The 19,780-nt window shown below is 70.5% G+C and carries 15 protein-coding genes and 1 pseudogene; 4 read left to right on the top strand and 12 right to left on the bottom strand.

Features of this window, described 5'->3' with window-relative positions; all coding sequences use genetic code 11:
• The 7 genes from F3T56_RS04310 to F3T56_RS04280 form a co-directional block, all read right to left on the bottom strand.
• On the bottom strand, positions 1-3,870 hold the full coding sequence (locus tag F3T56_RS04310; protein ID WP_149823329.1) for a lipopolysaccharide biosynthesis protein: 3,870 nt from the start codon (positions 3,868-3,870) through the stop codon (positions 1-3).
• Positions 3,863-4,660 carry a polysaccharide deacetylase family protein gene (locus tag F3T56_RS04305; RefSeq protein ID WP_149823328.1) on the bottom strand — a complete coding sequence of 266 codons (798 nt, stop codon included), beginning with the start codon at positions 4,658-4,660 and terminating at the stop codon, positions 3,863-3,865. The genes F3T56_RS04310 and F3T56_RS04305 overlap by 8 nt, the downstream gene beginning before the upstream one ends.
• Positions 4,657-5,661 (bottom strand): glycosyltransferase family 2 protein, encoded by a 1,005-nt coding sequence (locus F3T56_RS04300; protein ID WP_149823327.1) that lies wholly within the window; start codon positions 5,659-5,661, stop codon positions 4,657-4,659. The genes F3T56_RS04305 and F3T56_RS04300 overlap by 4 nt, the downstream gene beginning before the upstream one ends.
• Positions 5,658-6,464, bottom strand: a complete 807-nt coding sequence (locus F3T56_RS04295) for a glycosyltransferase family 2 protein (protein ID WP_149823326.1) — start codon at positions 6,462-6,464, stop codon at positions 5,658-5,660. The genes F3T56_RS04300 and F3T56_RS04295 overlap by 4 nt, the downstream gene beginning before the upstream one ends.
• Before the next feature lie 398 nt (positions 6,465-6,862).
• Positions 6,863-7,975: a GNAT family N-acetyltransferase gene (locus F3T56_RS04290; RefSeq protein WP_149823325.1), complete on the bottom strand. Its 1,113-nt coding sequence runs from the start codon at positions 7,973-7,975 to the stop codon at positions 6,863-6,865.
• A gap of 1 nt (position 7,976) precedes the next feature.
• A complete protein-coding gene (locus F3T56_RS04285) occupies positions 7,977-8,405 on the bottom strand; it encodes a hypothetical protein (RefSeq protein WP_172638793.1) in 429 nt (142 codons plus the stop codon).
• 209 nt (positions 8,406-8,614) lie between these two features.
• Entirely contained in the window at positions 8,615-9,820 is a 1,206-nt protein-coding gene (locus F3T56_RS04280; RefSeq protein ID WP_149823324.1) for a S8 family peptidase, read from the bottom strand.
• Between the two features lie 314 nt (positions 9,821-10,134).
• Between F3T56_RS04280 and F3T56_RS04275 the strand changes: the two genes are divergently transcribed.
• A complete protein-coding gene (locus F3T56_RS04275; protein WP_149823323.1) occupies positions 10,135-10,941 on the top strand; it encodes an SGNH/GDSL hydrolase family protein in 807 nt (268 codons plus the stop codon).
• 3 nt (positions 10,942-10,944) lie between these two features.
• Here the strand turns inward: F3T56_RS04275 and F3T56_RS04270 are convergent, their stop codons facing one another.
• From F3T56_RS04270 to F3T56_RS04255, 4 genes are all read right to left on the bottom strand, one after another.
• A complete protein-coding gene (locus F3T56_RS04270) occupies positions 10,945-12,624 on the bottom strand; it encodes a serine/threonine-protein kinase (RefSeq protein WP_149823322.1) in 1,680 nt (559 codons plus the stop codon).
• A gap of 63 nt (positions 12,625-12,687) precedes the next feature.
• Positions 12,688-14,400 carry a HoxN/HupN/NixA family nickel/cobalt transporter gene (locus tag F3T56_RS04265; RefSeq protein ID WP_149823321.1) on the bottom strand — a complete coding sequence of 571 codons (1,713 nt, stop codon included), beginning with the start codon at positions 14,398-14,400 and terminating at the stop codon, positions 12,688-12,690.
• Positions 14,397-15,803 carry a tetratricopeptide repeat protein gene (locus F3T56_RS04260; protein ID WP_149823320.1) on the bottom strand — a complete coding sequence of 469 codons (1,407 nt, stop codon included), beginning with the start codon at positions 15,801-15,803 and terminating at the stop codon, positions 14,397-14,399. The genes F3T56_RS04265 and F3T56_RS04260 overlap by 4 nt, the downstream gene beginning before the upstream one ends.
• 135 nt (positions 15,804-15,938) lie before the next feature.
• A complete protein-coding gene (locus F3T56_RS04255) occupies positions 15,939-17,465 on the bottom strand; it encodes a DUF4331 domain-containing protein (protein WP_149823319.1) in 1,527 nt (508 codons plus the stop codon).
• 278 nt (positions 17,466-17,743) lie between these two features.
• On the opposite strand from F3T56_RS04255, the gene F3T56_RS04250 reads away from it, so the two are divergent.
• The 3 genes from F3T56_RS04250 (at position 17,744) to F3T56_RS04240 (ending at position 19,512) form a co-directional block, all read left to right on the top strand.
• Positions 17,744-18,286 (top strand): sigma-70 family RNA polymerase sigma factor, encoded by a 543-nt coding sequence (locus F3T56_RS04250; protein ID WP_149823318.1) that lies wholly within the window; start codon positions 17,744-17,746, stop codon positions 18,284-18,286.
• Positions 18,287-18,326: 40 nt separating this feature from the next.
• The gene (locus tag F3T56_RS04245) at positions 18,327-19,130 is read left to right on the top strand and encodes an anti-sigma factor (protein WP_149823317.1); all 804 of its coding nucleotides are present in this window, start codon (positions 18,327-18,329) and stop codon (positions 19,128-19,130) included.
• Positions 19,131-19,245: 115 nt separating this feature from the next.
• The gene (locus F3T56_RS04240) at positions 19,246-19,512 is read left to right on the top strand and encodes a hypothetical protein (protein ID WP_149823316.1); all 267 of its coding nucleotides are present in this window, start codon (positions 19,246-19,248) and stop codon (positions 19,510-19,512) included.
• A gap of 30 nt (positions 19,513-19,542) precedes the next feature.
• On the opposite strand, the pseudogene F3T56_RS04235 reads toward F3T56_RS04240, so the two are convergent.
• A pseudogene (locus F3T56_RS04235) lies at positions 19,543-19,677 on the bottom strand (CoA transferase); the annotation flags it as partial.
• Between the last annotated feature and the right edge of the window lie 103 nt (positions 19,678-19,780).

The raw sequence follows: 19,780 nt of genomic DNA, 5'->3' as shown, positions 1-19,780 counted from the left end.
CTACGCCGAGCCCATCGTCAAGAAGCGCTGTACGAGTGACGCCAGCAACAGCGCCAGCAGCGGCAAGCTGAACCAGAAGGTGCTCTGCAGCCACCTCAGCTGGCGGACGCTCGGGCGTACCGCCACCCGTACGACCTCGCGTGCCGTCAGCAGGACGATCAGGGCGATGGCCGCCATGCCGCCCACCACCGACCACGGGGTCCAGGTCACCTGGGGGCCGATCGGGCCGGGGTCGGCCTTGGGGGCCGTACCGGTCTGGTCGCGCAGCTCGAAGATGGTGACATCCTCGTTGGCGAAGGCCCGCTTCAGTTCCCCCCGTTTGTCGAGGTTCTGGATGAGCCGGGACTCCCAGTTCCTGGAGTAGCCGGAGTCCAGCTGGAGGGAGACGACCTGGCTGCGGTTGACCATCAGATAGGAGTTGGGGCCGGCGTCCTTGAGCGACTTGACCAGGCCCGATACCAGGACCGGGTCGCTCGGTGCGAGCGTCGGCACGTACTCGACCTTCTCCATGCCCCGGGCGCCCCACGGCATCGCGGGCGTCACCGAGTTCACGGGGTCGTCGCTCAGCCAGAGCAGCCGCAGGGTGGGGTCGTCGTGGGCGTACACGTACTCCATGGCGGCGACCTCGCCCGTGCGGACGCGCTCGAAGGGCTCGTTGCCCCAGCGGGCGATCAGGAAGCCGCCGATGAGGACGAGGCCGGCCATGAGGGCGGCCAGCGGGGCGAGGCTCACCCGGTCCTTGTCGCGTTCCTCGGCGGTGACTCCGGTGCGCGGGAACAGGGCGAGACCGGCGAGCAGGGCGGCGCCGGGGAGGGCGAACATGAAGACGCGCAGGGCCATTTCGCCGCCGTACGACTGCATGCCGAAGCCCAGGAACGGGATGAAGGCCAGGACGAGGAGGGAGCGTTCGCGGTACTTGTTCTCGCGGCGGCGCCAGAAGCCGTAGCAGGCCAGGAGCATCACGGTGCCGGCGAGGGCCACGCGCGCGTAGAGGACGAGTTTGTGGGTCGAACTGCCTTCGCCGATACGGCCGGAGACGGAGGACGTGACGTTTCCGCCGACGCCGCCGACGCCGCCGAAGAGTTCGTCGAAGTGGCCGGACCAGTACGGCTCGGCCAGGAAGCCCACCCAGACGGCGACCATGACGGCGAACAGGATCGGCAGTCCGCGCAGTTCGGAGCGGCCGGCGAGGACCAGGACCGCGAGGACGCCCAGCATCACGAACGGGGTGAGCTGGTGGGCTGGGACCGTGGCCGCGTAGAGCGCGATGAGGACCATCAGGAGGACGGCCCGCTGGCGGCGGTCGGTCGGTTCCACCTCCGCCTCGCCGGGGCGCACCTTGCCCCACAGCATGCGCGGGGCACGGAACCAGACCAGGAGGATCGCCACGAAGGCCAGGTAGAGGAGGTACGTGAAGCCCTGGGGGGAGAAGTAGTCCTGGCCCACCCAGCCGCTCAGTACGAAGATCCAGACGCCCGTCCACTTCGCGCGCCAGCCCGCCCGCATATGGCGGGTGAGCAGGAACATGGGCGCCAGGTAGAGCAGTTGCATGGCCGTCGGCCACCAGCGGATGATCTCCGTGAAGCCGGTGATGCCGCAGGCCTGCGCGACGAACGTGGCCGCCGCGAAGAAGCCCGGCCAGCTCCAGCGGGCGTCCAGGTCGGGTACGGCCGAGCCGGTGCGGTCGATGTAGTCGATGAAGCCGAGGTGCTGCCAGGCGGTCGCGAAGCGGGGCTCGGTCTCGATCACGGCCGGCAGCGCGTGCAGGGACACGACGGTGGCCAGGAGGGTGATGAGGAGCAGGCCCTTGTGCTCGCGGCCCAGCCACAGCAGGGAGGCGAAGACCGTGGCCAGCAGCGCGGCCCCGACCAGGGTCGGTGCGGGCAGCACGGAGATCAGGCCGAGTCCGTCCATCCGGTCCAGGTCGCTGTCGTTCAGCGCCAGCGCGGGCACCCAGTAGAGCAGCAGTGCCGAGAGCAGGAGGCAGCCGAGGACCACGCCGGTGATCGTGGGGTGCAGCAGCCGTTCCCGCAAGGGCGCCACGGACGGTTTCACAGGCTCCCGTACGGCGGCCTTGGGCTTCACGATCTCGCGGGCGGTCGACTCCTGCCGTACGGCGGTTGCCTCCGGTACGGCCTCCTCGCGGTTCGGTACGCCCCTCTCTTCCTCCTCGAACGGCGCATCCACCTCCGGCACTTCGGCCGGGCCCAGCGAGGCCTCCGAGCCGGGCTCCCGGTTCTCCATGGGCAGTCCCACCGCCGGTGGTGTCCCGAGGGCCCAGGTCGGCCGGTGGTCCCTGCGGACCCCCGCCGTTCCGGTGGGCGGGGTGCCCGGGCCGGGGCGTACGTCGGGGCGGCGCTCCAGGTGGTCGAAGTCGACGTGGAGGCCGAGCGCGAGGGTGTCGGAGTCGAGCCGCCGGGACCAGGCGCCGCTCTGCTTCTTCGCGGCGGCGGCCACCTTGCCCAGGTCGGCGAGGTCGCCGTCCGGTGCCGCGTCCGCCGGCACCTCGGCGGGCGGCGCTCCCCGTACGATCCTGTACAGCCTGGGCGCGGCGATCAGCACGATCACCGCGAGACTGGCGACCTCGGCGATGCCCGCGCCGGTCAGTCCCATCCGGGGGAGCAGGAGCAGCGTCAGGCCGAGCACCAGGACGCACAACAGGCCCTGCAGCCAGGCGAGTCCGGCGGTACGGCTCTGGGCGCGCAGCACCGCGAAGTACGTCTCCATCACGACCCGCAGCAGGGCGCCCACGGCGAACCAGCGCAGCAGCACGGTGGCCGCGTCCGCGTAACCCTGCCCGAAGACGGCCAGGATCCAGGGCGCCCCGAAGAACAGCACCGCGCACACCGGCAGCATGATCCGCGCCATCCGCTTCAGCGCGGCCCGGGTGTTGGCGGCGAGGCGTGCCGGGTCGTGGGCGCCCTCCACGGTCAGCGAGGCGCCCATGTTGATGGCGAGCAGATTGACCGTGCCGCCGATGGTGGTGGTGATGTAGAAGTAGGCGTTGTCGGCGGAGGCGACCTGGGCGGCGACGATCACCGGGACCAGGTAGACCACGGCCAGCGAGAACAGCGAGCCGGTGTAGTCGCCCGCGAGGAAGCGGCCGATCTCCCGCAGCGACGGCGGACTCGCGTGGTCCTCGGTGGCCTTCACATGCCTGGGGATCAGGCGCCGGAACACCATCCAGCCCAGGGGCAGCACGGACATCGCGATCGCCGCGACCCAGGACACGAACACACCCATGGTCGGGACCGCCGCGGCGAACAGCACCAGCAGCACCAGCTTCACCGCCGAGAACACGGTGTTGCCGACCGGCACCCACACCGCGCTGCGCAGTCCGGTGAGCACCCCGTCCTGAAGCGTCAGCACCGACCAGGCGACCACCGCGAGAACGAAGAACACGGCGTTCACCGGGTCGTGCAGGAAGCGGTACGACGACCCCCACAGACCCAGCGTCAGCAGGAACACACCCGCCGCCAGCGCCACGACCACCGAACTGCCCGCGTACGTACGGAAGACCAGCCGTCCCGTGCCGCGTCCGGCGACAGGGATGAACCGGGCCAGGGCACCCGTCAGCGTCAGCGCGGTGAGCCCCGCCAGGAGCTTCATCGCGGCGATCGCGGCGGAGCCCTGACCGACCGCGTCCTCGGTGTAGTAGCGGGCGGCGGCCAGCCAGAAGCCGAGCCCCAGGACGGCCGAGATGCCGGTGTTGAGCATCAGGGCGTAGGCGTTGCGGAACAGCTGGTTGCCTCCCGCCCCCTTGCCCATCCCGGGCAGTCGCAGCCGGCGTCCGGAGCCGGACCGCTGCTCGGCGCCCTTGGTGGCCTCGGACATGGTGGTCTCGGCCGTGGTGGTCGTCGTGTCAGACACGGGAACGGATGGCCTTCCGGACCTGTCGTGCTCTTCGGACCATGGCGAACCCCTTGGTCAGGGCACGGTCCCGGGCGAAGTTGCGGCCGATCGCACGGCCCTCGATCAGCCGCTCGAACTCCTCGACTCCGGTGGAGCGCCGCACCGTGACCCGCCTGAGCGCGTACGGGCCCTGGCCGCGCCGGGCGAGCACGTTGCCCACCGCCAGCGCCTGCGCGAACCCCGTCTCGCGCACCGCGACCCGCACCCGGCGGCTGGAGTAGCCGTACGGGTACGCGAACGAGGCGGGCCGGGTGCCCAGTTCGTCGGCGACGATTCTCCGGCAGCGCCGCAGTTCGAACCGGAGCCGGTCCTCGTCGAGGTCGTCGAGCTGCGGATGGGTGTGGCTGTGGCCGCCGATCTCGACGCCGCCCGCGGCGAGCTCGCGCACCTGGTCCCAGTCGAGCATGGTGTCGAGGCCGCCGCCGTTGTCGTACGGGCCCTTGAGCCAGCCCGTGGTGACGAACAGCGAGGCCGCGAAGCCGTGCTTGGTGAGGGCGGGCAGGGCGTGGCGGTGCACGCCCTCGTAGCCGTCGTCGAAGGTGATCAGCACGGGCCGGGCGGGGAGCGGGCGGCCGTCCCGCCAACTCGCCGCCAGGTCAGCCGTGTTGACCGGGGTGAAGCCCAGGTCCCCGATCAGCGCCATCTGCTCCGCGAACGCCTCCGGGGCCACGGACAGGTCCCGGGTGGCGTCGTTCGGCGCGGTGGACACCGCGTGGTACATCAGGATCGGTACCGCAGCTTCGTTCATGACGAGCCCCCCTCGCCCCCTTTGGCACCCGGGATCTCGCCGACGGAGAACGTGACATCACCCCTGCGGGCCCGGACGCTCCCGACAACGTACCCCCCGGCCGCCGCGGCCACCCCCGCGACGATCGCGCCCACCCGTCCCGCGCCCCCCGCGCGTCCGAGCAGCGCGTCCCGCGCCCCGCGCGCCACCCCGGCGGGCAGCACGCGGGTGGTGTACCGGCGCTCCGACTCCAGCCCCTTGCCGGCACCCACGCTCCGGGCGACCAGCGCCTTGGACAGGCCCTCGGCGTAGGTGCGCGTGCGGAAGTACCCGAAGCGCTCCCGCACACCGGGCACCCGGTGGTGGATCACCGCGCGGTCGTCGAGCAGCAGGATCGCGTCGGGTCTGGCGCGGGAGAGGCGGATGCACAGTTCCGTCTCCTCGCAGCCCAGCGGGCGCTTGTCCCCGTCGCGGCCGATACCGGTGGCGAAGCCCCCCGCCGCGTCGAACGCGGTGCGGCGGAACGAGGCGTTGCCGCCGAGTACGTTGCGCACCCGGGCGACCCCGCCGGGCAGGCCCTTGTAGGCGCAGCCCACCACCCAGTCGAACTCCTCCGGGAACCAGGCCGGGCGGCGGCCCGACGCCCAGATGGGCACCGTACGGCCGCCGACGGCCATGACCCGGGGGTCGGTGTATCCCTCGGCGAAGTACGCGAGCCAGTCGCGCTCGGCGACGGCGTCGTCGTCGAGGAAGGCGATGATCTCGCCGTGCGAGGCGGCGATGCCCGTGTTGCGGCCGGCGGACAGTCCGCGCGGGCCCGCGTTGGCGAGCACCCTCACCTCGGCGACCTCCTTGTACTCCCTGGTGAGACGCTCCAGCAGACCCTGGTTGTGGTCCACCACCAGGAGCGTCTCCAGGGCCGGCCGGGACTGGGCGCGCACCGAGGCGACCGCCGCGAGGATGTCCTCCCAGCGGTCCTCGGTGTACACACAGATGACGACCGAGACGGCCGGCTCGTTCAAGACGACTCTCCCCGGCCGGCGGTGAGCATGGTCGCGTGCGAACGGCTGCGCAGCGCACGCCGGTTGGAACGTTCCTTCAGGATCACCTTCAGCACCCGCAGCCCGTCGCGTACGGCACGCAGGTTGCTCGCGCCGTGGATGCGCAGATACTCGTGGCTGGGGATCTCCTGCACCTTCAGGCCGGCCTTGACGACCCGGATGTTCATCAGGGTCTCGACCTCGAAGCCGGTGCAGTCGAGGTCGATCTTGTCCAGGCAGTGCCGCCAGAACGCGTTGTAGCCGTAGCAGAGGTCGGTGTAACGGGCGCCGAACTTGCGGTTCACGGTGGTGCACAGCGCCCAGTTGCCGAGTTTGCGGATCAGGGTCATGTCGTCGGTGCCGCCGCCGTTGGCGAAGCGGGACCCCTTGGCGAAGTCCGCGCCCGAGACCAGGGCGGAGACGTACGACACGATCTCGTGGCCGTCGGCCGAGCCGTCCGCGTCGACCATCACGATGATGTCGCCGGTCGCCGCCTCGAACCCGGTGATCAGGGCGTCCCCCTTGCCCTTCCCGCGCTGCGGCACGACCTTGACGTCCGGCCACAGCTCACGGGCCACCTCGACGGTGTTGTCGGTGGAATTGCCGTCGACCAGGACCACTTCGTGGATCCAGCCCGGCAGGGTCTTGAACACGTACGGCAGGTTCTCCGCCTCGTTCATGGCGGGGATCACCACGCTCACCGGCGGCGCGATGGCCAGGTGGTTGGAGATCGGCCGGTACTTGCCGTCGGAATTGGATACCGCCGGGCGCAGAACTGAGCTCATGAGTCTGGTCCCTCTCGTCCGGTGGACCGCCCGCCCCTGGGCGGTCCGGCTTTGTGTCCGGTTCGAAAGGGGGGTTCTCACTTACGGCACGCGAAATCGATCTCCGTATCGATCTTTTGTGCATACCAAGTGAGCTGGCAAAAGCCGGCCGACTGTCGCGACTCGGCAGTCGGTCGCGCGGCACGACTCGGCAACAGCGTGATCACCGAGCACGGCACCCCCCTACCGCGCCCCGCGCCGGGACCGTCGCGCTCCTCGAGCCCTCCCCTTGGAGCATGTACCGACGGACCGATGCGGGTAGATGTACAACGATGTACGAAGGTATTGATGATTGAGCCCATATGGCAAGGCCTATTACGCAGCCTCACGTTTTTGTTGTTGTGTCCGATACTGGTCGTCTACTTGTCGTCACGTACGTCTCGCCCCGACCGGATTTTCCCCATCCGTTTCAGTAGTTTGTCTGCCGGTTCGAACAATTCCGGCCGCGCCAACACCGTGTTCCGCAGCGCCCGGACCGGGGCTCGGCGAGCCCGGTGCCCGAGTGCCACGGGATGGCGTCGGGTGACCCACCCCTCGGACACGGAGATCTCCCGTGTCTTCAGGGAATCCTTGTACTGCTTCTGGCCACGGCCCAGATCCAGGTACGCGATGCCGTCGGCGGCGCCCTCCTCAGCCATGTGCAGATGCAGGAGCAGCCCCGGCGAGAACTTCGCGAACGCCGGGTCGTACGCCGGGAACCAGCAGGTCAGCACCCGCTCGGACTGCAGCCCGAAGTGGGCCGCGATCGGCTTGCCGTCCGAGTACAGCACCGACAGCCGCCCGGCGAAGGAGTCGGAGCGGGTGTGGAAGAGCTGGTGCACGAGCCGGATGATCCACGGGTGCGCGAAGCGGTCGCTGCGCCCGGTCCTGCGGTACTGCGCAGACTTCCAGGCCATCAGGGTGCGCAGGATCCTCGGGTCGCGTTCGTCGTGCACATAGCGCACCTCGCCGACCGCCCGGCCGAGCCTGCGTTCCTTGGCGCGCGTCGCCCTCACGAACTTCGGCGAGTCGGCGCGCAGTTGGCCGAGATAGGCCTCGTAGCCCTGCTCCAGATCCATGACCGGTGACGGGAAGGTGCCGGTGATGTGGCGTGCGAACGGCGTCTGGCCCGCCGCGAGATGGTCGAACTCCCATACGGCCAGCCCGCAGGCCCGCAGCAGCGCGTGGGCGTCCCAGGTGAATCCGGGGCGGTGGACCACGCCCTGGCAGTCGGAGAGGCCGAGACCGATGGCTCTGCCGACGCCGGCGGCGGATCTCTGGAACGGGAAGAAGGCCGCCGGTTCACCGTCCTCGCGTACGACCGCGATCCGCACCCCGTGCCGGCAGCGGCCGACCGCGAGGGCGAACTCGGGGGACAGGAACGGGTTCGCCAGCTCGGGCGCGCCGTGGAGATGGGCCTTCGACTGCAAAGCGGTCCAGGCCGCCCGGTCGGCGGCGGTCAGCTCGCCGGGGCGGTACACACTGATGTCCACGTCAGGTCCGTCTTCTCTCCGTACGGCCGCGCAGGCGCCGCAGTGGAGTCAGCAGGAGAACGAGCGAACTGATCACGGTCACGGCCGCGATCCCGCCGGGCATCGACCACGAGTGTGTGGCGATCATGCCCTGCGCGACGAGGAGGTTCACCGCGATCGCACCGGCGGCGGACACCACGATGCGGCCGAACGGTGCCAGTCCGCGCAAGCCGGTGCCGATGGCGGCGCCCGGCGCGACAAGGAGGAAGAACAGCGTGAACGGGCCGCGCAGCACCGAGTCCGCGTCGGCGAACGCGAGTACCGCGCCGACCCCCGCGACAGCCGCGGCCGCGCCCGCGAGCAGCGGCGACAGATCCCTCCGAGCCTCCTGCCGCGGCGGCCCCTCACCGCTCGATGACGAGGGAGATGGCTTGATACGTATGGTCTGCATTGGCGACTTTGCCCCCCGAAGCGCCGGATGCCGGGCTTCAATGTCGCTCAGAGGGCGAGGGGCAGTCAAGATGCGGAACCGGCCCCGACGGGTATTCGTAATGTACGGGCAAAGGAATTCCCGTCCGCATACGAAGAGTCCCCGGAGGCGAGGTGCGCCTCCGGGGAACTCCCGTTCACGGCCTGCCAGTTGGTGTTACCGGACTGGTGTTACTGGACGATCTGGAGCAGACGGTTCGGGGAACCGGTGCCCGGGCTGGTGACCTTGCCCGTGACGGCCCCGGCGGTCAGGGCCGAGGCGACCTGGGCCGGGGTGGCCGAGGTGTGGCCGGCCAGGTAGACGGCGGCTGCGCCCGCGACGTGCGGGGTGGCCATCGAGGTGCCCGAGATGGTGTTGGTCGCGGTGTCGCTGGTGTACCAGCCGGCCGTGATCGAGGAACCCGGGGCGAAGATGTCCAGAACCGAGCCGTAGTTGGAGTAGCTGGCCTTGGCGTCGGTGCTGGTGGTGGCGCCGACCGTGATCGCCTCCGTGACGCGGGCCGGGGAGTACGAGGAGGCGTTGGCGCTGCTGTTGCCGGCCGCGATGGCGTAGGTGACACCGCTGGCTATGGAGTTGCGGACGGCCGTGTCGAGGGCGGTGGACGCGCCGCCGCCGAGCGACATGTTGGCGACCGAGGGGCCGCTGTGGTTCGCGGTCACCCAGTCGATGCCCGCGACGACACCGGCCGTGGTGCCGGAGCCGGAGTTGTTGAGCACGCGCACGGCCACGACCTTCGCCTGCTTGGCGATGCCGTAGGTGGAGCCCGCGATGGTGGACGCCACGTGGGTGCCGTGGCCGTTGCCGTCCTGCGCGACGCTGTCGCCGTCCACCGCGTCGTAGCCGTTGACCGCCCGGCCGCCGAACTGGGAGTGCGAGATACGGACGCCGGTGTCGATGACGTACGCGGTCACACCGCTGCCCGCGCTGTCCGGGTAGGTGTACGTGCCGGAGAGCGGCAGCGACGCCTGGTCGGAACGGTCCAGACCCCACGGGGCGTTGGTCTGCGTGGCACTGGCCGTGAACACCTGGTTCTGCTCGACGGAGGCGACCGCCGGGTCGGCGGCGAGTCTCTTCGCCTCGGTCGCGGAGAGTTCGGCCGAGTAGCCGTTGAGCGCGGTCTTGAAGGTCCGCTCGACCGTGCCGCCGTACTCCTTGACCAGGTCCTTGCCCGCGCTCGACGCGGCCTTGAGGCCCGCGCTCTTCTTGAGCGTGACGATGTAGCTGTCCTTGATCGCGGTGGGGGAGTCGGCCGCGAGCACCTTGCCCTCGGCCGGCGCGGCCTGGGCGGGCATCGAGGTGAGGCCGCCCAACAGGGCGGCGGCCGCCAGGGTGGTGACGGCGGCGACACGGGTCTTCTTGCTACGCAGTTTTGCCATTACGAGGGAGTCCTCCTCATAGGCGGCGCACGCCTGGGTGGGGCGCGCGTCTGTGGGGGGTGTGTGCGTGCTCGCACTCACGACCGGGAGCGTCGCGTTCCGCTCACGGCTGTAAGCAGATTGATCGATCCAGGCAGGTAGCTCAAGAGTGTTGAGGCCTTGTCATGTTTCTGTCACGCATCCGTAATAGAACGCGGGTTGAAGAAGGTGAGTACGTTCCGGTAGGGCCGGGAAAGTATTGACATGGACACTTCCCATCAACCCGCGTAGTTGCTACGACGGTTGAGGCAGAGATCCTGCTAAAGGGAGGTTCCATGAGACGTTCCCGACTTGCGGCATACGCGACCTCACTCCTCCTCGCCGCCGGCACCGCCCTCACCGGGGCGACACCGGCCCAGGCGTCCCAACAGGCCGCCCCCACCGGCTATGTGGCCCTCGGCGACTCGTACTCCTCGGGGGTCGGCGCCGGCAGCTACATCTCCTCCAGCGGCGACTGCAAGCGCAGCACCAAGGCCTACCCGCACCTCTGGGCGGCCGCCCACTCACCCTCGTCCTTCCACTTCACGGCCTGCTCGGGCGCCCGAACGGGTGATGTTCTGGCCAGTCAACTGGGCCCGCTGGGCCCGAACACCGGGCTGGTCTCCCTCACCATCGGCGGCAACGACGCCGGCTTCGCCGACGTCATGACCACCTGCGTCCTGAAGTCCGACAGCGCCTGCGTCTCCCGCATCAACACCGCGAAGGCGTACGTCGACTCGACGCTGCCCGGCCGGCTCGACAGTGTCTACTCGGCGATCAGGTCGAAGGCACCCGCAGCCCATGTGGTGGTCCTCGGCTACCCCCGCTTCTACAAGCTCGGCGGCACCTGCCCCGGGCTGTCCCAGACCAAGCGGTCCGCCATCAACAACGCGTCCGACTATCTGAACACCGCGATCGCCAAACGCGCCGCCGACCACGGCTTCACCTTCGGCGACGTCCGCTCCCCGTTCACCGGGCACGAACTGTGCTCGGGCAGCGCGTGGCTGCACGGTCTCAACCTGCTCAACGTCGGTGTGTCGTACCACCCGAAGGCCGCGGGCCAGTCGGGTGGCTATCTGCCGGTGTTCCGCAAGGTCGCCTGACAGTCACTCAGAAGGCGTGGGGGAGGCCCCGCCCGTGGTCGGGGCCTCCGTCTCGCAGGTGACCGAGAACGCCACGGAGTTCGACCAGAGCTCGACCGGGCCGCGCACCTCCACGCTGATCTCGTCCTCGAACGTCCCCGACGTCTGGTCCGTGGTGACGACGACCTGGTCCTCCTTCGTCGTCCCGCCGCCCGAGGGGAACGACAGCGTCTGCCAGCCCGGATCCGAGACCGCGCCGCTCTTCGTCACCCAGCGGTACTGCACATCCACGGGCGCACGGCCCACCGTGAACGTCGCGGTGAAGGCGGGCGCCTCGCCGTCGGGCGGCGGACAGGCACCGGAGTAGTCGGTGTTGGATCCCGTGACCTTCACCTGCACGGTCTGGCTCGCGGGCGGCGGAGAGCTGGTCCCGTTGTCGTCGGGCGGGTCGTCGGAGGGCGACTCGGCGTCCTCCTCGTCGTCGGTGCTGTCGTCCGTGCTCTCGTCGTCGCCCGGATTCCCGCCGGAACCTTCGTCGCCCGTCCCGCCGTTGGTGCCGCCGTTCGTGCCCGCGCCACTGGTGGTGTCGTTCTTCTTCCCGCCGTCGTCCTGGTTGACCAGGGCGTACGTCAGTCCGGCGACCGCCAGCGCGATCGCGGCGATGCCCGCGACCAGGAAGAGCAGGGCCCGGCGATTGCGGTCCGGCTCGCCCGCGGGCACCGTCGAGGAGGCGGCCGGGGAGGGGCGCGGCGGGGTCGGCGGCCCGAACCCGTTCGCGCCCGGGGCCGGTGTCCGGCTCGGCGTCGGGGCCGGTGTCGGCTGGGCGGCCACCGTCGGGGCGTACGGGGTCGAGGTGACCGTGTCGGCGCGTGGGGTGCCGCCCGCCCCGATGACCCGCAGGTCCCGCTCCGCGTCCTCGGCGGAGATCCGCTCGGCCGGATCCTTGCGCAGCAGCCCCTCGACGACCGGGGCAAGAGGGCCCGCGCGGCGGGGCGGCGGGAGTTCCTCGTCGACGACCGCGCACAGGGTGCTCAGCGGAGTGTTCTGCCGGAAGGGCGAGTTGCCCTCGACCGCCGCGTACAGCAGCACACCGAGCGACCACAGGTCCGACTCGGGGCCGAACGCCCGGCCGAGCGCCCGCTCGGGGGCGAGGAACTCGGGCGAGCCGATGACCTCGCCGGTCATGGTCAGCGCGGAGCTGCCCTCCACCGTGGCGATGCCGAAGTCGGTGAGGACGACCCGACCGTCGTTGGACATCAGCACGTTGGCCGGCTTCACGTCCCGGTGCAGGACCCCGGCCTCGTGCGCGGCGCGCAGCGCGGCCAGCACCTCGGCGCCGATGTGCGCGGCGCGCTGCGGGGGGAGCGGGCCCTCGGCGTCCAGCAGGTCGGCGAGCGACAGCCCCCGGACCAGCTCCATCACGATCCACGGGCGGCCGTCCTCCATGGCCACGTCGTACACCGTGACCACGTTGCGGCTGTCGACCCGGGCCGCGGCCCAGGCCTCCCGTTCCAGCCGGGTGTACATCCGCTCGACGTCGGACACCGCGATCCCGCCCGGCGCGCGCACCTCCTTGACGGCGACCTCGCGGTGCAGAACCTCGTCGCGGGCCCGCCACACGGTTCCCATGCCGCCCTCGCCCAGCGGGGTCAGCAGGCGGTAGCGGCCCGCGATCACACGTTCACTACCCGGTTCTTCGGACACGGGCGTCCCCCATTCGCATCCGCGCGAAATCTCCACTCCGTGCGATTTCTCCCCAAAAGTAGCTCAGCCGAGTGCGGATGCCGCCCCCTTGAGCACCAAACCAGCCCCCAGGACGACAACCATCGCCGCCGACGCCAGCGGCACCGTCCGCCGCACCAGCGCCGCCGTCGGACCGCCGAGCCTGCCTTGGCCCTTGTCCAGCACCCGCGTCACCCAGCCGCCCGCCTTCACCACGGCGTACCCGGCCGCCGTCAGCGTGAGCGCCAGCCCGATCCCGTACGCCAGCACGAGCAGCAGCCCGAACCACGCCTTCCCGAGCGCCGCCGCGCCGACCAGCACGACCACGGCCGACGGGCTCGGCACCATGCCGCCCGCGAAACCGAGCAGGATCGTGCCGCGCAGGGTGGGCGCGGTGGGGTGGGTGTGGGTGAAACCGCCGTGGGTGTGGGTGACGCCGCCGCCGAAGAGGGAGCGCTTTTGGTCGTGACCGTGGTCGTGGCTGTGCTTGTGGTCATGGCCGTGTGTGTGGTCGTGCGTGTGGCCGTGGTCGTGGGAGTGCGTCTTGGATGTCGAGTGCTCATGGGTGTGGGCCTCGGCCGACGCGTGGGTCTGGGAGTGGGCGAGGACGAGTTCACGCTTGGGCTCGTGGGAGTGCCCGTGATCGTGCCCGTGCTCGTGGTCATGCTCGTGGCTGTCGTCGTGCGTGTGGCCGTGCCCAGGTGCCTGCTCGTGCATGAGCGCGAGCTTGCGGTTCAGCCAGGCGCGGCGTACGAGCGTCACGCCCGCCGCCAGTACGAAGAGGCCGCTCGCGATGCCCAGCCAGGTGATGACGGCCGGGGCGGCGGCCGAACCGGCGAGGACCAGGAGGCCGAGGGCGACCACGCCCAGGGTGTGGGTGACCGTCACCGAGGCGGCCATGGGCAGGACGTCTCGCATCCGGGCCCGGTCCCGTGCGGCGGCGGTGGCGGCCATCAGGGTCTTGCCGTGGCCCGGGCCGAGGGCGTGCATCGCGCCGAGGAAGATGGCGATACCGAAGGCCAGCGCCCCGAAGCCGAGGGTGAGGTCGTTGCCGGCGACCAGGTCGTCCAGGGCCCGGGTCCAGCGGTCCGCGCCGCGCGGGAGGATCGAGGCACCGGGCGCGTCGCGCTCCTCCGCCTCCGCCAGCGCGGGGCCGCCGGGCCGGACCTGGAGGGATGCCTTCGCCGTGTCCTTCGGCGACTGCAGCAACTCCTGGGGGTAGTTGGTGAGTTGCTCGGACACCGACTCCTCGGGCACGTCCGAACCGGTCAGCGTCATCCGATCGCCCTGAGCGGTGACCTCGCGCCAGCCCGGACCGGACTCCACGGCGGCGTGGAAGCGTACGTCGGCCGCCCGGTCCGGCAGCGGGGCCGTCAGCCGGCACTCCACGCGCAGTGTCTTCAGCCCCGCCTGGCCCGGCCGCTCCACGGCACGGCTCGACTTGAGTGTCACCTCGACGGCACTCCCGTCGACGGTGACCTCGGTGCCTTCGGCGGCCGTCTCGCACCGCTCCCGGGACCAATTCCCCATGCCCTGCCGCTTGATGGCGGCCGCGGCCTGGGTCGCCGGGATCTCCGCGAGGTCCTCGACATGGAAGACCTTGAGCTGGCCGGGGGCGGCGACCAGGCCGTCGTAGCGGTTGACGGTGAAGTTGCCGAGGGGATGGGCGCTCGCCGTCGCGGTGGGGACGAGGACGAGCGTGCAGGCGGCCAGGAAGACCGATGCGCAGGAGGCGAACACGCGCCGACGGGATGTCACTTGGCGGCCTCCAGAGCCTTCAGGGTCCTACGGGCCTCCGCGGCGCCGAGTGGCGAGAAGCCGGGGTTGAGGTCGAGCGCCGCCTTCAGCGAGGCCCGCGCCTCCTTCTCGTCGCCGGCGGCGTACTCGACCATGCCGCGGTGGTACAGGACCGTCGCGTCCTGGTACCCGGTCCCGGTCGCGCGGCGGGCGTACGGCAGGGCCTCGGCGTCACGGCCGTTGACGTGCAGGGCCCAGGCGAGGGCGTCCGCCGTGTGGACCGTCTCCCGGCGCTTCCACTCGGCCTCCGCGGCCCGCAGCGCGGCCTTCTCGTCGCCGTGGTCGGCGGCGGCCATCGCGGTGTCGAGGTCGGCGTTGACGCCATTGACGCGGGCGATGGCGGTGTAGGCGTCCACCAGCGCGTACTGCTCGCGCGCCGCGGCTTTGGCGCCCTTCGCCTCGTACAGCTCACCGAGCACCACCAGCGGGCCCGGCAGCGGGTAGGTGGCCACGACCGGCTCAAGGCCGCCGATCGCCTCGGCCTCGTCACCGCTCGCGGCCTGGGCGCGGGCACGACCCTCCAGCGCGGGAAGGTAGGTGTCGTCGGCGCCCAGGGCACGGGCGTAGTGGTCGAGGGAAGTCTTGTAGTCGCCCTGTTTCCAGGCGAGTTGTCCGAGCTGGGTGGCCACGTAGGCGATGTCGCCGCGCGTCACAGCCGAGTTGAGCGCCTGCTCCAGGACCCGCTTGGCGGTCTTCACGTCGCCGCGCAGCTCGTACACGTAGGCGTACCGCGTGAATACGGGGATGCCGGGGCGCCGGGTGTCGGCGAGCCGCGCCGCCTTCAACGCCTCGTCGTAGCGGCCGAGTTCGACGAGGGCGTCGATCCGGGTGCACAACGCCCGCTCGCTGTACGGGTTCTCCTTCAGTGCCCGGTCCGCGTAGCCCAGCGCGTCCTCGAACTCGTGCCGCGCGGCGGCCAGTGCGGCGAGGCCCGCGAGCGCCGGGTCGTTGTCCGGCCGCAGCTTCAGCGAGCGCTTCAGCGCCTTCTCGGCCTGCGGATAGCGGGAGGGGTCGCCCTTCGTGCGGGCCTGCTCGACGTATGCGAGACCGAGCGTGGACCAGGAGCCGAAGTCCTTCGGCTGCTCCCGGAGATGGGCCTGCAACCCCGCGACCGCCGTGTCGAGATCACCACTGGCGAGCTGCGCCGCCGAGACACCGGGCGAGGTGGACGTGATCACCGTCCGCTCGTCCTCCCCCGCCCCCAGCGCCACCGCGAACCCGGTGAACGCCACCGCCAGCGCCGCCGCACACGCGATGTACCGCACCACCCGCCGCCGGAACGAATGTCGATCGTCTGCGGGAGCCCCCTCGTCGGGACGCGGACGCCGGTCCTCCGGCGCGCTCTCGTTCGTACGCGGGGACATGCCCTCTCCTCAAATTCCTTGCCGTGAACCCGAGTTACGGTGATGAGGCGCGGCCCGCGCCGTGGGGGATGGGTACGAGCGGGCCGCGCCGGTCGGTGGACCGGGCCCCAGGGGACGGGCCCGGTCGGGCCGGGCTTAGTAGTAGGCCCGGTCGTTCATCCGGCGGCGCCACCACAGCAGGCCCGTGCCGACCAGCAGGACACCGGCGGCGCCGGCGCCGGCCGAGGCCGCGATCAGCGTGGTGTCGTCCATGCCGGACTCGGTGACCCCGGTGCCGATGGCGCTGCGGACGTTGTTCGTGCTGTTGCCCTTGACCGTCTTGCCGCGCGAACCGGCCGTCGGCAGACCCACGTACGGGAACTTCTTGCCGAACTTCTTGTCGTTCTTGTCGACCGCGTCGCCCAAGTCGTTCGGGGCGTCGACCAGTTCACCCTCGACGACCTGGAGCGCGATGTCGATCACGTCGTCGGTGAGGCGGCGGCCGTTCGGGAAGCCCTGGTTGTCGCCGTCGAGGACACCGAGCCGCTTCGGCTTCTTGGTGGGCTCGATCGAGGTGTTGAGGCGCAGCTGCTCTGACGGTGTCACGTGCTCGGGCTGGTTGAGGCCCTCGACGCCCTTGAGGAAGACGTCGACGAGGTCGTTGCGCGGCTCTGCCGGGGCGGGGATCTTGTAGATCGCCTCGATGAGCTTGGGCAGCTCGGGCTCGGTGACGTTCTTCAGGAACTGCGCGTCGTCCACGGGCGAGGACGCGTTGAACGTGTCCTTGTCCTTGATGGGGTTGACGACCTCGTTGACCAGCGGCATGCCGAGGCGCGAGACCTGGTGGAACTGGCCGTCGGCGCCCTCGCGCTGGGTCGTGGACCAGATGCCGACGATCGGCTGGTCCTTCGACTCGACGAGCGCCTCGCTCGGCACCTGCAGGGCGATCGAGTTGACGTTGTAGCCCTTGAGGGTGTCCCGCCCGACCTCGGACAGGTCACCGCCGTACAGCAGGTCGAAGACGCGCAGGTCCAGGAAGAACGGGTCGTCGGCCTGTCCGGCGTACGTCGTCACACCGCTGGCGGTCTCGTAGACGGCCTCGTCGCGCAGCTTCTTGAAGTCCGGCATCGACGCCTTGCCGACGTTCGACGGCGCCACCCACACATCGTCCGCGAGCTTCGTCTTCGACACCGCGCTGCGGTTCTTGAGCTTGATGAGCTCGATGTCGTACGTCTGCGTGATGTTGAGGTCCGGGTCGTCGAGGCTCTCGACCACGCCCGTGTTGTAGAGGAACGTGTCCTTGTTCTTCGTCTTCGTCTTGAACGTGTAGCGGAAGATGAGGTCTTCCTGCGCGTCGCCGTCCTGGTCGATCCGCAGGTCGTACTGGGCGTCCTCGGCGAAGGTGAAGAAGTTCGGGCCGCCCGCCGGCTCCTCCATGGGGATCCAGTTCGCGACGATCGTCGTGGTGTCCGGCTTGTCCGGGCTCACGAAGGCGTACACGTCGGTGTTGTCGAACTGGGGCTGCCCCGAGATCAGCGGGGCCTCGCGGTGGCTGGAGGCGGAGGCCGCCCCCGGTTCCAGCGCGGTGACGCCGGCGGCTGCGAGCCCTCCGGCGGCCAGCGAACCACAGATGAGGGACGCGATGCTCCTGCGTCCCGCGCCGCTCCTGGAAGTAGGTGTCATGCCGTCCGTCCTCTGTCCCAACTTGCCTGACGAACGCCATTCGGAGCGGTCGCCGGGGTGGATTGGTCGAATCCCAAACGTTCTTACGGCGCGTTTGAAGAGTTGTTTCAGTGGCGAACGTGATTCGTCGGACCGATTCCCCGACGGTCGTACCGATTGCTCGACGGGGGACCCGCGTTTTGGGCAGGCTTCATCCGTAACCCCATCCGGAGGTGGGTTCGTTGCGAATGCCTTACGCGCGGGGATGGCCGTGCTCAGCGGGAGGCGAGGGGGAGCGAGTGGAGGCGGACAAGCTTCTGGTCCGGGTGGCCGGAGGCGACCAGAGAGCGTTCGAGGAGCTGTACGGACTGGTGTCCGGCCCGGTGTTCGGGTTGGTCCGCCGGGTCGTACGGGATCCCGCGCAGTCGGAGGAGGTGGCTCAGGAGGTGCTGCTCGAACTCTGGCGCTCCGCGGGTCGGTTCGACCCCGCCCGCGGCAGCGCCCTGTCCTGGATCCTCACCCTCGCGCACCGCCGCGCGGTGGACCGCGTGCGCAGCGCCCGCGCCGCCACCGAGCGCGAGCAGCGCGAGGGCTGGAAGGCCCACAACCCGGCCTTCGACCAGGTCGCCGAGGAGGTCGAGGCCGGACTCGAACGCCAGTGGGTGCGCCACTGCCTGGAGAAGCTCACCAGCCTCCAGCGCGAGTCCGTCACCCTCGCCTACTACGACGGCTACACCTACCGAGAAGTGGCCGAGCGGCTCTCCTTACCGCTCGGCACGGTCAAGACCCGTATGCGCGACGGACTCACACGGCTGCGCGAATGCCTGGGAGGAGTCGCATGAGCGCGCTGTTCGGCCTCACGAAACACGAGGCAGGTGCCGTATGAGCCTGTTCCGCCGCGGGGACCTCCACTCGCTCGCCGCGCCCTACGCGCTCGACGCCTTGGAGCCGGGCGAGCGGCGCCGCTTCGAGAAGCACCTCGAGCGCTGCGACCGCTGTACGGCCGAGGTGCGCGCCCTGTCCGAGGACGCGGTGCGGCTGGCGTGGTCGACGGCAGCCCCGGCGCCGGCCGCGATGCGCGACCGGGTCTTCGCCGCCGTACGCAACATGCCACAGGAGGCTCCGGCGCAGGCGCGCCCCCAGCAGCATCTGCCGGCGCATGTGTGGGGTACCGAGCCGCCGCCGAAGTCGCGCACCCGTGCGCCCCGTTCGCGCCCTTTGTTCGCCCCGCTGGCCACCGCGACGGCCGCCGCGGCGCTCGTCGTGGCCTCGCTCTTCGCCGTCCAGGCCGACCGGACCCAGGACCAACTTGCCGCGGAGCGCGACCGGGCACGTGAGATCGCCCACGTCCTCACCGCGCCGGACGCCGAGGCGACCAGCGAACGGGACGCGGAGGGCAATGGAATCGGAGTGATCGCTTCCGCGGAAGAGGGGAGCGCGATCGTCACCCTCAGCGGGTTCGAGGACCTCCCGGCCGGCCGGGTACACCAGCTCTGGCTCATGCGCCCCGACGTGCAACCGCGCTCCCTGGGCCTGTTCGACGGCGACACGCCCTTGGTCACCAGCGGAATGAACACTGATGCGACGTCACTCGCCGTGACCGTCGAACCCGACGGCGGATCACCGCAACCAACCAGCCAGCCAGTTGTCCAACTCGCCCTGGAATCGGTCGGATTCGGAGAGTAATCAACAACCCTGTTACGGGGAAGAGGAATAGGAGGGTCGTGATTCCCGAGTGCTCGGGCGGAGCGATATGGTTACGCTGCCCGGGCCGGGTGGACTCGTACGGGTGGGGAGTGACATGGAACAGATAACAGTACGCAGGGCGCGCGTTCCCGCGATCACCTGCGGCAGCAGCGCGACCAGTTCGCGCCTCGACCGCCATCTCTCGGTGCTGAGCGGCCCCGCCGTGCCACAGCGTGAGACGGCGGAGGCGACCTCGCTGATGCGCGAGATCACCGCCCGTACCCCGCACGAGCGCAAGAGCCGCAAGGACACGCGCCTCGGCAGGGTCTCGCTGTTCGCACCCCTGAAGCGTCTGCGCCGCTCGCTCTTCGGCGGCCGCTAGCACCACGGATTTCCTGGAGGAGGCCCGCGCTCAGGCGACCACACCGTCCCGGCGCAGCGCTGCGATCTCATCGTCCGTCATCCCCACGGCACGCAGCAGCGACTCGGTGTGTTCCCCGAGCGCGGGTACCGCCCCCATCCGCGCCTCGTCCCCGCCCGGCAGCGATGGGAGTCCCCCCGGTTCGAGCGAAGCCGAGAACTGGGGGAGGGGGGGGCAGCAGCGCCCTGGCGAAGGGCGCCGCGACGGCCTGCTCGACGGCTACGACGGT

The organism is Streptomyces tailanensis, assembly GCF_008386495.1.
In the GTDB taxonomy this organism is placed as follows: domain Bacteria; phylum Actinomycetota; class Actinomycetes; order Streptomycetales; family Streptomycetaceae; genus Streptomyces; species Streptomyces tailanensis.
The sequence above is the reverse complement of the archived record's forward strand: the minus strand, read 5'-3'. Positions and strand labels throughout refer to the sequence as shown.

Bases quoted from the DNA above. Each gene is read 5' to 3' on its own strand.
- F3T56_RS04305 (WP_149823328.1), bottom strand. From the start codon at position 4,660: ATGAACGAAGCTGCGGTACCGATCCTGATGTACCACGCGGTGTCCACC.
- F3T56_RS04295 (WP_149823326.1), bottom strand. From the start codon at position 6,464: ATGAGCTCAGTTCTGCGCCCGGCGGTATCCAATTCCGACGGCAAGTAC.
- F3T56_RS04285 (WP_172638793.1), bottom strand. From the start codon at position 8,405: ATGCAGACCATACGTATCAAGCCATCTCCCTCGTCATCGAGCGGTGAG.
- F3T56_RS04280 (WP_149823324.1), bottom strand. From the start codon at position 9,820: ATGGCAAAACTGCGTAGCAAGAAGACCCGTGTCGCCGCCGTCACCACC.
- F3T56_RS04275 (WP_149823323.1), top strand. From the start codon at position 10,135: ATGAGACGTTCCCGACTTGCGGCATACGCGACCTCACTCCTCCTCGCC.
- F3T56_RS04260 (WP_149823320.1), bottom strand. From the start codon at position 15,803: ATGTCCCCGCGTACGAACGAGAGCGCGCCGGAGGACCGGCGTCCGCGT.
- F3T56_RS04255 (WP_149823319.1), bottom strand. From the start codon at position 17,465: ATGACACCTACTTCCAGGAGCGGCGCGGGACGCAGGAGCATCGCGTCC.
- F3T56_RS04245 (WP_149823317.1), top strand. From the start codon at position 18,327: ATGAGCCTGTTCCGCCGCGGGGACCTCCACTCGCTCGCCGCGCCCTAC.
- F3T56_RS04240 (WP_149823316.1), top strand. From the start codon at position 19,246: ATGGAACAGATAACAGTACGCAGGGCGCGCGTTCCCGCGATCACCTGC.